This window comes from Pseudescherichia sp., from assembly GCF_031998825.1.
In the GTDB taxonomy this organism is placed as follows: domain Bacteria; phylum Pseudomonadota; class Gammaproteobacteria; order Enterobacterales; family Enterobacteriaceae; genus Pseudescherichia.
Map to the genome: position 1 here is coordinate 1 of NZ_DAMACX010000079.1, position 11,299 is coordinate 11,299.

An 11,299-nucleotide genomic window follows, 5' to 3' on the forward strand; every position below is an offset into this window, starting at 1 on the left:
TCTGATAAATTGTTAAAGAGCAGTGCAACGCGGCTTTCGCTCACCGTTGCGAGGTCCCGTATAATACGTTTTCCTCATCCAGAGTCAAGCGTTTATTTTTCGCTTTTCTCTGTCAGAACTTCCGGAGAAGTCCTGCTGATGCGGCGGCTTGCTTGCCGTTGTTCCGTGTCAGTGGAGGCGCATTATAGGGAGTTATTCGGGGCTGACAAGAGCTAATTTCAAAAATTCTTTCAAGCGTCTCTTTTTTGTGCAAACCCGCTGTCCGTTGCTAATTTTTCAAGCGATTTGAAGCCGTATCGCTGCAAAACGGGCATTAATTGCACAGCTTCCGGGGTCACTTCCATACAGTATGCGATATTTTCATCGGAGGATTTAGCATCGGGTGCGTCGTGCTCAAGGAGCCATACCGTCCGACGGGCAATTGCCGCCCCCGAATCCACCAGCCGCGTTCCCTCCGGCAGCACCTGCAATAGCTCTTCCTGAAGAAGGGGGAAGTGGGTGCAACCCAGCACAACGGTATCTGGCGGCTCTGCCATCCGTAACCATGGGCGAAGAATACGGCGCAGCCTGTCGAGAGAGACCGGTTCGCCATGCAGCTTCGCCTCGGCTATCTCCACCAGTTCAGACGATCCCAGCAGCTCAAAGTGGCACTCATTAGCAAAGCGCTGAATAAGCTCGTGCGTATAAGGGCGTTTTACCGTGCCTCGCGTTGCCAGCAGGCCAACGATGCGGTTAGCGGTTAAGCGTGCCGCAGGTTTAATGGCGGGCACAACGCCTACCACTGGGAACCCGAACTTCTCGCGCAGGGCAGGAAGCGAGACGGTGCTGGCAGTATTACAGGCAATCACCGCCAGAGAGAGCGGATAGCGCGCCTGAACGGCGGTGACAATCTCCACCACCCGCTCAACGATAAACGCTTCTGACTTCTCTCCGTACGGGAAGGCGACGTTATCGAACGCATAGATGTAATGAAGATCCGGTAGGAGACGCCGAATCTCATCGTAGACCGATAGCCCACCGACGCCGGAATCAAACACCAGCACGGTGGGTCTTGGATCAGAAGGTGTAGCTGCCAGAGACGGTGTATTCTCGTCCTGCAGTGTGGTAGCCATAAACTGTCTCGTAATCTTTATCGAACAGGTTAGCTATTTTACCACGAACGATGAACTGTGAGGTGATCGGATACGATACTGCTGCATCCCACAGACTGACGCCGCCCATTTTGACGCGCTGGTAGGTGGTGTAGTCCGTATCGTAACGCGTACCCAGATAGTGATAGGTTACGCTCCAGTCCAGATCGTAGACCTGCCAGTCGAGCTGATACTTCACCTGCTGCTTCGCACGGCGTGCCAGCGGCTCGTCAGTAACTGCATTACGCGAATCGACGTAGTCATAGCTCAGGCTGTGTCCCAGCGGGCCGGTATCGAAGGATGCCGTCGCTTCCACGCCTTTAATACGCGCTTTGCCCACGTTGTAGTACTTCATCGCGTGATCGTCATAGTCGATCAGGTTGTCTACGTCGTTACGATAGCCGGAGACACGCCAGTTCACGCCTGCCGTCAGGCCTTCAAAGGCCCCTTCCCACTGCTTGCTCTCTTCCGGGTTAAGATCGTCATTACCGTAGAAGCCATACAGCTGGCCGAGGTTAGGCGCTTTATAGGCGGTGCCATAAGAGGCGATAAAACGATAGCCTTCGATGAACTCCCAGCCGGCGCTGCTCTGCCAGGTGCCGTGACGGCCAAACTGCGAGTTGTCATCGCTACGCACTGCGCCCTCGAGGGTAAAGTCACCCAGCTGCTGTAGCGCGGTCAGGTAGACGCCGGTATTGCGCTGGTCATAGCCTTCCTCGACGTAGTTGGTTCCCGGCTCGGTGCTCTGCTTCTGCCAGTCGATGCCCGCACCGACATTCCCCTTACCGATATCAACGGTATTCGCCCACTGCACGTTGTACTGTTTGATCTCATCCAGCGTGGCATTAGCGTCGTAGCGGCCGAGGTGCGGATCGTAGTTAAAGTCTTTGCTGTGGCCATAGCTGGTAAGCAGCTGAGAGCGGAAGATATCGCCATTAAAGCGCAGGCCCGCATCCCAGGTCTGGCTATAGAGCTGGCGGGTATCTACCAGCACGTCCGGCGTGTAGCTGCTGTAGTAGCCTTCGTAATCGGTACGGTTGTCATAGCCGTAGCCGCGCACGAAGCCGCTCCACTGTTCGGAGAAGCTATGCTCCAGCGCACCATACAGCGTCTTGCTCATAAACCCGTCGCGATCGGGCTGCGCCAGACCGCCGGTATTCCCTTCGGCGCCGATATCAAAGCCTTTGGTGTAGGTATAGTCGCCCGCCAGCGTCACGCGGGTGCTGTCGCCCAGGTTCTGCTGCGTGCTGGCCTCATAGTTCTGGTAGCCTTTCGACCCGATGCCAGCCGACAGCGTTGTGCCGTTTTTCTCGCGCGTGGTGATGATATTTACCACCCCGCCGATGGCATCGGAGCCGTACACTGCCGAACGCGGGCCACGGATATATTCAATGCGCTGCACCAGCGCCAGCGGGAACTGGCTGAGATCGGAGCCGCTGACGCCCGCCTGGTTGAGGCGCACACCGTCGACCAGAATCAACACATGGCTGGAGTTAGTGCCGCGCACATAAAGAGAAGAGATCTGCCCCATGCCGCCGTTCTGCGAGATATCTACGCCAGGCAGACGACGCATCACATCGGTTAAGGAGGTTGACTGCCAGCGATCGATATCCTGACGGGTGACAATGCTGACCGGAGCCAGCACCGTTTTTACCGGCTGCTGAAAACGGTTTGCGGTGATGACCAACGTGTCCGGATTGCTGTCCTGCGCCCAGCCGGAAAATGCCGTGACGGAGAGCGCCGTCATCAGCGAAGCTTTTTTTATCATTGTAAAAGCATCCACAATATAAGAAGGATGCCGCAGGCCCCATCAATAGCACGCGATGATGTGAGCCAAGTGCGACGTATACCGGCAGGTCTTCGGGCTTAGAGATTTTCCGGAGTGATGACTTCCCGCCGTATGGCAGTGTCTGCTTTCGCTATCACTCCAACTCTCCTTACCGCTGCGCGTCAGCCCCAGATTTGCACTGGATTCCCTTTTAACTCACAGGACCGGAGCGTGGATGCTACCTGTAGGTAGTTATAGATGTCCAGACTGCTAAGATAAGAAAACGCAAAACGTCGGGGCTGGACAATACGCGCACAATCCCTACAATCCCCGCGTAATCTATTTTCACTCAGGACGCATCATGACCCCCGAACACCTTCCGATAGAACAGTACGACGCTCAGCTGGCCGAAAAAGTGGACCGTCTGCAAAAGATGATGACCCCATTTTCCGCGCCTGCGCCGGAGGTGTTTCGCTCTCCTGTCAGCCATTACCGAATGCGGGCCGAGTTTCGTGTCTGGCACGACGGAGATGACCTGTACCACATCATCTTCGATCAGCAGACTAAAAGCCGGATCCGCGTGGATAGTTTCCCAGCCGCCAGCGCCCTGATCAACCAGTTAATGGCAGCAATAATGGACAGCGTGCGGGGCAATAGTGTCCTGCGCCACAAGCTGTTCCAGATCGATTACCTGAGCACCCTGAGTAACCAGGCTATCGTGACGCTGCTGTACCATAAAAAGCTGGACGAGGCGTGGCAGACCGAGGCGCAAGCGCTGCGCGATGCGCTGCGGGAGCAGGGTCTGAACGTACACATCATTGGCCGGGCGACCAAAACTAAAGTCATGCTGGATCAGGACTACGTTGATGAGCGCCTGCTGGTGGCGGGCCGGGAGATGATCTACCGTCAGGTAGAGAACAGCTTTACCCAGCCTAATGCGGCGATGAACATTCAGATGTTGGAGTGGGCGCTGGACGTCACCACCGATTCAACCGGTGACCTGCTGGAGCTTTACTGCGGCAACGGCAACTTCTCTCTGGCGCTGGCGCGCAACTTTGATCGCGTGCTGGCGACCGAAATCGCTAAGCCGTCGGTGGCGGCGGCACAATACAACATTGCCGCCAACCAGATCGATAACGTGCAGATTATCCGTATGGCGGCGGAGGAGTTTACCCAGGCGATGAACGGGGTACGTGAGTTTAACCGTCTGCAGGGCGTCGATCTAAAGGGCTATCGCTGCGAGACGATTTTTGTCGATCCGCCACGCAGCGGGCTGGATAGCGAAACGGAGAAGATGGTGCAGGCCTATCCGCGTATTCTGTACATCTCCTGCAACCCGGAGACGCTGTGCCAGAACCTGGAGACCTTCAGCCAGACACATCAGGTGGAACGTCTGGCGCTGTTCGATCAGTTCCCTTATACGCACCATATGGAGTGCGGGGTGCTGCTGACCAGAAAATAAACCTGCCACCCGTCGAAAACGCCGGATGGCGCTACGCTTATCCGGCCTACACTCTCCTTTACTCTGTCAGCTCGTGCTTGCGGTTACGCATACGGTAGCCAATCCAGAATACCAGCACCACCGACAGCACGGCAGGGACAAAGTTAGAACCAATAGCCGGGTACTCGGCCCGCACTACCGCACTGTAGAGCAGCACGCCTAAGATAAAGCAGGCAGCGGCCAGTGCCGGCAGCCCCAGCGGCATGGTGCGATTTTGATAGCGTTGATGCAGGCAGTAGACCGCCAGCACCAGCGAGATAACCGGGAACAGCGAGAACGGCACGATCGAGCTGAAAACCGCCGTAAACGTACCGTTAATGGATAAGCCAGCGATCAGCGCCAGCAGTAGCGTACCTTTATCTTGACCTGACTGTTTCATTACTCGTCCTTCACTCATCGGGTTGATGCGACATTCTTTCCTGCTCACGGCGATACCAGTAGTAAGCGCCTTTCGAAATCATCCTCAGTTGCAGCACCAGACGCTCTTCCAGCTGCCTGCGCTGCTCAGAGCCGACGTCCAGCGCTTCTGCGCCAGCGCTGAATACAATCGTGACCATCGCTTCGGCCTGTGCCTCGGTGAACGCTCGCGGCATATGGCTTTCGAGTTCGAGATAGTCGGCAAGTTCCGCAATAAAGTGCTGGATCTCGCGGGCGACGGCGGCGCGAAAGGCGCTGGAGGTGCCTGAACGTTCGCGCAGCAGCAGGCGAAACGCGTTCGGGTTATTGCCGATAAACTCCATAAAGGTAGAGACGGAGGTGCGGATCACGCTCCCGCCTTTGGCAATGCGCTGGCGCGCCTGGCGCATCAGCTGACGCAGCATCAGGCCGCTCTCATCGACCATCGTCAGGCCAAGCTCATCCACATCGCGAAAATGGCGATAGAATGACGTCGGGGCAATGCCCGCCTCGCGCGCCACTTCGCGCAGGCTCAGGCTGGCAAAACTCCGCTCAGCGCTTAACTGACTAAATGCCGCTTCCACCAGCGAACGCCGGGTTCGTTCTTTTTGTTGCGCTCTAACGCCCATCACGATGTCTGAATCCTTCCAAAGGCCTGCTGGCACTATACCAGAGATAAGCTAATCGGTTTCCCTGGCTTTGTGAATGATTCTTTACATGCTGTTGCACCTTTAATACGTTAATGCGCACGCAAGCAGAATTAAAAAATAGCACCGCAAAAAAACAGCGCGATAATTGGGTTATCCCCTTAACGATGTTACTATTATGTTGTTTTTATGTATAAGAACAGGTAAGCCCTACCATGCCACACACTTACGATTACGATGCAATAGTGATAGGTTCCGGTCCCGGTGGCGAAGGCGCTGCTATGGGGCTGGTTAAACAAAATGCCAGGGTCGCCGTCCTTGAGCGATATCATAACGTCGGCGGCGGATGCACCCACTGGGGCACCATCCCCTCGAAGGCGCTTCGCCACGCAGTCAGCCGTATTATCGAATTTAATCAAAATCCTCTCTACAGCGACCACTCCCGCCTTCTGCGTTCTTCCTTTGCCGACATCCTTAACCACGCCGACAGCGTGATCAACCAGCAGACGCGGATGCGTCAGGGATTTTACGAGCGTAACCGCTGTGAAATTTTGCAGGGCGACGCCCACTTTGTTGATGCCCATACGCTGGCGCTGGAGTGTCATGACGGTACGGTAGAGATGCTGACGGCAGAGAAGTTTGTTATCGCCTGCGGCTCCCGCCCCTACCATCCGGCAGACGTCGATTTTGCTCATCCTCGCGTCTATGACAGCGACTCAATCCTCAGCATGCAGCATGAGCCACGCCATGTAATCATCTACGGTGCTGGGGTGATCGGCTGTGAATACGCATCAATCTTCCGGGGAATGGACGTCAAAGTCGATCTGATCAACACCCGCGATCGCCTGTTGGCATTTCTCGATCAGGAGATGTCGGACTCGCTCTCTTACCACTTCTGGAACAACGGGGTGGTGATCCGCCACAACGAAGAGTACGAGCAGATTGAGGGAACGGACGACGGGGTGATCATGCACCTGAAGTCGGGCAAGAAGCTCAAGGCCGACTGTCTGCTCTACGCTAACGGACGCACCGGCAATACCGATAGCCTACAGCTGGCAAACGTTGGTCTGGAAGCCGACGGGCGCGGACTGCTGAAGGTCAACAGCATGTACCAGACCGCACAGCCGCATATCTACGCCGTGGGCGACGTGATTGGCTACCCAAGCCTGGCCTCTGCCGCCTACGATCAGGGGCGTATTGCTGCCCAGGCGATGGTCAAAGGCGAAGCGACGGCGCACCTGGTGGAAGATATCCCTACCGGGATCTACACCATTCCGGAGATCAGCTCGGTTGGTAAAACAGAGCAGCAGCTGACGGCAATGAAGGTGCCTTATGAAGTGGGCCGGGCGCAGTTTAAGCACTTGGCGCGGGCGCAGATTGTGGGTATGAACGTCGGCACGCTGAAAATTCTCTTCCACCGCGAGACGAAAGAGATTTTAGGGATCCACTGCTTTGGCGAGCGCGCGGCCGAAATTATTCACATCGGCCAGGCAATTATGGAGCAGAAAGGCGGCGGTAACACCATCGAGTACTTCGTTAACACCACCTTTAACTACCCGACCATGGCAGAAGCCTACCGGGTAGCGGCGCTAAATGGCTTAAACCGCCTCTTTTAACGTCCTGTCGAAATGGCCATCCATCGTAGTACGGATGGCCTCCGCCAGCTGCTCATAGCGGCTGCGCAGCGGCGATCCCGGACGGTAGACCAGACCGATGGTACGCTTCGGCTCCGGCTTAATGCACGGCAGGTAGATCACCCCGTCACGCTTGCGTTCAGACGGCACGGCCAGCGCAGGCAGGAGGGTAATGCCGCTACCGGCAGCGACCATATTACGCAGCGTTTCAAGGCTGGTGGCGCGGAAATGCGTATCTTCGTCAGCGCCTGCCTCAAAGCAGAAGCCCATCGCCTGATCGCGCAGGCAGTGGCCATCTTCCAGCATCAGCAGCTTCTCGCCCGCCAGATCGGCCATCGGAACGCGATCGCGGTTCGCCCACGGGTGATCCTCATAGATCGCCAGCATCATCGGCTCATCAAACAGCGGGACTTCGATAAAGGCTTCGCTCTCTTTCACCAGCGCCAGAATGGCACAGTCCAGCTTGCCGCTGTCCAGCTGGGCCAGCAGCTGTTGGGTCTGCGCTTCGTGCAGATACATCTCCAGCTTAGGGAAGGTTTGATGCAGCAGCGGAATAATCTGCGGCAGCAGGTAGGGTCCAACGGTCGGGATCAGGCCAATATGCAGCGGACCGGACATGGTCTCCCCCTGCTGGCTTGCCATCTCCTTGAGCACTTTGACCTCGCGCAATACGGTGCGCGCCTGGTCCACCAGCAGCAGGCCGGCCTGAGTAAACAGCACCTTGCGGCTGGTACGCTCCAGCAGCATCACGCCCAGCTCATCTTCCAGCTTGCGGATCTGCCCGCTGAGGGTGGGCTGGCTAACGTGGCAGGAGTCGGCTGCCCGGCGGAAATGACGATGTTCGGCTAACGCTACCAGGTATTCAAGATCACGAATATTCATTATTCATCCTCCGACGCCACGATAGTTCATGGCGATAGATAGAATAGCAATCAATGATTATCCCTATCAAGCACTCTCTGACCCTGCATGCCATTTTTTGTATAAAAAAAAGCCGGGTCCAGGCCCGGCATCTCTTATAGCAGTACGATTAAAGCAGGCGTGCTCTGGCGTCGCTGATGGCCTGGGCAACCTGCGCTGGCGATACGCCACCCTTCGCTGCACGCTTATCCAGACAGGATTGCAGAGAGAGGATCGGATAGACGTCGTCGCCAATCACGCTGCTGAATTTTTGCAGATCGGTCAGGGCCAGATCCTCCAGCGGTTTGCCCTGAGCGATGGCTTCCACCACTGCCTCACCCACAATATGGTGCGCTTCACGGAACGGCACGCCCTTCGCCACCAGGTAGTCCGCCAGCTCGGTGGCATTCGCGTAGCCCTGCTGCGCCGCTTCCTGGCAGCGCGGACGTTTCACCTGAATACCGTCCAGCACCAGCGCGGCCATGTGCAGGCAGTCCAGCCAGGTGTCGAGAGCATCAAACAGCCCCTCTTTGTCTTCCTGCATATCTTTGTTATAGGCCAGCGGCAGCCCTTTCAGGGTCATCATCATGCCGGTCAGTGCACCCTGCACGCGGCCGCATTTGCCGCGGATCAGCTCCAGCGCATCCGGGTTTTTCTTCTGCGGCATCAGCGAGGAGCCGGAGGTGACGCGATCGGAGAGCTCAACAAAGCCCGCTTCACCGGTGTTAAAGAAGATCAGATCTTCGGCAAAGCGCGACAGATGCACCATGCCGATAGAGGCGTTAGAGAGCAGCTCCAGCACGTGGTCGCGGTCGGATACGGTATCGAGGCTGTTGCGAGTCGCGCTGGCAAAACCTAACCAGCCCGCCAGCTGTTCGCGATCGATCTCATAGGCCGTTCCCGCCAGCGCGCCGCAGCCCAGCGGGCTAACGTCCAGACGCTTCAGGGCATCCTGCAGGCGGCTTTCGTCACGGGCCAGCATCTCAACATAGGCCAGGCACCAGTGGGCAAAGGTCACCGGCTGCGCACGCTGCAGGTGGGTATAGCCCGGCATGACCGCATCCTGGTTAGCCTGCGCGGTCTCGACCAGCGCGCCCTGCAGCTGACGGTTTGCCGCCAGCAGCTCGGCCACGGTGTCTTTACACCACAGCTTCAGATCGGTCGCCACCTGGTCGTTACGGCTGCGGCCGGTGTGCAGCTTTTTACCCAGCGGACCCACCTTGTCGATCAGCTTGCCTTCCACCCAGCTATGGATGTCTTCGGCGTCGCTCTCGAGGATCTGCTCCGGGTTAAGACGCACCTCTTCCAGCAGGTTGTTCAGCGCCTCTTCTAACTGTACCTGCTCATCGGCGGTCAGTACGCCCACCGTCACCAGCGCTTTGGACCAGGCCACAGAGCCGACGATATCCTGTTCGGCCAGGCGGTAGTCGAAGCGCAAAGAGTCGTTGAACTGTTTGAACCGTTGATCCGCTGCCTGTGTAAAACGCCCACCCCAAAGTGCCATAACTCTCTTCCTTTATTCGTTAATTCCGCCGGGTGGCGCTGCGCTTACCCGGCCTACGGTAAATCAAAAAATGCTTATGCCAGAATACGCGTGCCAATCGGCGTGCCGTTGAACAGCGCCGGAAGCTGCTCCGCGTGGCGCCAGGAGGCGATATCCACCGGACGGCCCAGCGTGCGGGCGGCGTCCAGCGCGGCGTTAACCTTAACGATCATGCCGTCGGTAATAATGCCCTGGGCGATCAGCTGCTCGGCTTTTGCCGCCGTCATCTCGGCGATGCGCTGGCCTTTACCGTCCAGAATGCCGCTCACGTCGGAGAGCAGGATCAGATCCGCGCCCAGCGTCGCCGCCAGCGCCGTCGCCGCCTGGTCGGCGTTGACGTTCATCAGCAGGCCGTCGTCGGTCACGCCAATGGAGCTGATGACCGGCAGGAAGCCGCCTTCCAGCAGCGTGTTAATCAGCGTAGGCGAACCCGGCTGTGCCTGGCCCACATGGCCCAGATCGTCATCCAGCTGGGTAACCTTCACGCTATCGCCATCGCCGAGGAACAGGCCAACCGAGGCAATCTTATGCTTCTTCGCCCAGGCCAGCAGCGTTTTATTAGCGGTGCCCGCCAGCGCGCCGGTAATAATGTCGATCTGGTCGGCTGGGGTAACGCGCAGGCCATTTTTCTTGGTCACCGGCAGGTTAAGCTGCTTCATCAGCTCATCTACCACGCAGCCGCCGCCGTGAACGATCACCAGCGGACGTTGGTGCGATTCGCGATAGTTAACCAGGGCGGTAAACAGACGCGCCAGCGCCTCTTCGCTATCCAGCAGTACACCACCGAGTTTGATAATTAATGGGTTCATCATCACACCTTAAATAAGAGACTGCGTTTCAGGGTAGCCGAAACGAATATTTGCACACTGCATTGCCTGGGCGGCAGCGCCTTTGAGTAAGTTATCTTCTGCGGCGACGATGATCAGGTGCTCGTCCTGCACGGCAAAGCCGATATCACAGAACGGCAAGCCAACCACGTTTTTCAGCGCCGGCACACCTTTATCATAGAGGCGTACCAGCGGCTTATCGGCATACGCCTGCAGGAACGTGCCCGCAACCTGCTCTTTGGTCACGCCCGGCTTCAGACGGCAGGTAATGGTCTCGAGGATCCCACGCGGGAAGCTGCCCAGATGCGGCGTAAAAATCACATCCGTACCCAGGTGCGTCGTGATTTCAGGATGATGGCGATGGTTAAAAATGCCATACGGCTGCAGGCTCACTTCGCAGAAGCTGTTTGAGATCGCCGCCTTGCGCCCGGCACCGCTGACGCCGCTGGTGGCGTTGATCACCGGCCACTGGCTGAGATCCAGCAGCCCGGCGTCGATCAGCGGCTTCAGCGATAGCTGCGCCGCCGTCGGGTAGCAGCCCGGTACGGCCACCAGCTGGGCTTCTTTCAGTCTGTCAGCGCTCCACTCCGCCAGGCCATATACCGCCTGCTCAAGCAGCTGCGGGTGCTGGTGGGTGAAGCCGTAGAATTTTTCATAGAACGCAGCATCGTTAACGCGGAACGCGCCGGAGAGGTCGAACACCACGCAGCCTGCCGCCAAAAACTGCGGGGCCAGGTCGTGACTCACCTCGTGGGCGGTCGCCAGGAACACCACGTCGACACCCGCAACAAACGCGCTGATATCGGACATCGGCTGCAGGGGTAGATCAACAATGCCTTTCAGCTGCGGGTGCAGATCGGAGATTAATTTTCCTGCATCATTGCTTTGCGCTGACACGGTCAAAGCGGTTATGGTCATATGAGGATGGCGATTCACGTAGCTTACAAGCTCTG

10 protein-coding genes and 1 riboswitch are annotated in these 11,299 nt (G+C 57.3%); of the genes, 2 read left to right on the forward strand and 8 right to left on the reverse strand.

From position 1 onward, the window contains the following. Positions 1-230: 230 nt before the first annotated feature. Positions 231-1,112 (reverse strand): glutamate racemase, encoded by an 882-nt coding sequence (murI, locus tag RTP97_RS20455; RefSeq protein WP_312416893.1) that lies wholly within the window; start codon positions 1,110-1,112, stop codon positions 231-233. Further along, the gene (gene btuB, locus RTP97_RS20460; RefSeq protein ID WP_312416894.1) at positions 1,057-2,898 is read right to left on the reverse strand and encodes a TonB-dependent vitamin B12 receptor BtuB; all 1,842 of its coding nucleotides are present in this window, start codon (positions 2,896-2,898) and stop codon (positions 1,057-1,059) included. The genes murI and btuB overlap by 56 nt, the downstream gene beginning before the upstream one ends. 65 nt (positions 2,899-2,963) lie before the next feature. Further along, positions 2,964-3,142, reverse strand: a riboswitch (cobalamin riboswitch). A 117-nt stretch (positions 3,143-3,259) separates the two neighbouring features. Here btuB and trmA point away from each other — a divergent pair. Beyond that, on the forward strand, positions 3,260-4,360 hold the full coding sequence (gene trmA, locus RTP97_RS20465) for a tRNA (uridine(54)-C5)-methyltransferase TrmA (RefSeq protein WP_312416896.1): 1,101 nt from the start codon (positions 3,260-3,262) through the stop codon (positions 4,358-4,360). 58 nt (positions 4,361-4,418) lie between these two features. Here trmA and RTP97_RS20470 read toward each other — a convergent pair whose 3' ends face one another. After that, positions 4,419-4,778, reverse strand: coding sequence for a YijD family membrane protein (locus tag RTP97_RS20470; protein ID WP_312213907.1), 360 nt, complete (start codon positions 4,776-4,778; stop codon positions 4,419-4,421). 10 nt (positions 4,779-4,788) lie between these two features. Then, the gene (fabR, locus tag RTP97_RS20475; RefSeq protein ID WP_312416899.1) at positions 4,789-5,427 is read right to left on the reverse strand and encodes an HTH-type transcriptional repressor FabR; all 639 of its coding nucleotides are present in this window, start codon (positions 5,425-5,427) and stop codon (positions 4,789-4,791) included. A 230-nt stretch (positions 5,428-5,657) separates the two neighbouring features. On the opposite strand from fabR, the gene sthA reads away from it, so the two are divergent. Then, positions 5,658-7,058: a Si-specific NAD(P)(+) transhydrogenase gene (sthA, locus tag RTP97_RS20480; protein ID WP_312416900.1), complete on the forward strand. Its 1,401-nt coding sequence runs from the start codon at positions 5,658-5,660 to the stop codon at positions 7,056-7,058. Here the strand turns inward: sthA and oxyR are convergent. The 4 genes from oxyR to argC all read right to left on the reverse strand — a co-directional run. Continuing rightward, positions 7,041-7,958, reverse strand: a complete 918-nt coding sequence (gene oxyR / locus RTP97_RS20485) for a DNA-binding transcriptional regulator OxyR (RefSeq protein ID WP_312213911.1) — start codon at positions 7,956-7,958, stop codon at positions 7,041-7,043. The two genes, sthA and oxyR, sit on opposite strands and share 18 nt — an antisense overlap. A 148-nt stretch (positions 7,959-8,106) precedes the next feature. Continuing rightward, on the reverse strand, positions 8,107-9,480 hold the full coding sequence (gene argH, locus RTP97_RS20490) for an argininosuccinate lyase (protein ID WP_312416901.1): 1,374 nt from the start codon (positions 9,478-9,480) through the stop codon (positions 8,107-8,109). A gap of 74 nt (positions 9,481-9,554) precedes the next feature. Beyond that, positions 9,555-10,331, reverse strand: coding sequence for an acetylglutamate kinase (argB, locus tag RTP97_RS20495; protein ID WP_103821654.1), 777 nt, complete (start codon positions 10,329-10,331; stop codon positions 9,555-9,557). A gap of 6 nt (positions 10,332-10,337) precedes the next feature. Continuing rightward, positions 10,338-11,299, reverse strand: a 962-nt coding sequence (argC, locus tag RTP97_RS20500) for an N-acetyl-gamma-glutamyl-phosphate reductase (protein ID WP_312416902.1), incomplete at its 5' end; no start/stop codon positions are given.

Coding starts and splice junctions, on each gene's coding strand:
- murI (WP_312416893.1), bottom strand. CDS start 1,112: ATGGCTACCACACTGCAGGACGAGAATACACCGTCTCTGGCAGCTACA.
- btuB (WP_312416894.1), bottom strand. CDS start 2,898: ATGATAAAAAAAGCTTCGCTGATGACGGCGCTCTCCGTCACGGCATTT.
- trmA (WP_312416896.1), top strand. CDS start 3,260: ATGACCCCCGAACACCTTCCGATAGAACAGTACGACGCTCAGCTGGCC.
- RTP97_RS20470 (WP_312213907.1), bottom strand. CDS start 4,778: ATGAAACAGTCAGGTCAAGATAAAGGTACGCTACTGCTGGCGCTGATC.
- sthA (WP_312416900.1), top strand. CDS start 5,658: ATGCCACACACTTACGATTACGATGCAATAGTGATAGGTTCCGGTCCC.
- oxyR (WP_312213911.1), bottom strand. CDS start 7,958: ATGAATATTCGTGATCTTGAATACCTGGTAGCGTTAGCCGAACATCGT.
- argH (WP_312416901.1), bottom strand. CDS start 9,480: ATGGCACTTTGGGGTGGGCGTTTTACACAGGCAGCGGATCAACGGTTC.
- argB (WP_103821654.1), bottom strand. CDS start 10,331: ATGATGAACCCATTAATTATCAAACTCGGTGGTGTACTGCTGGATAGC.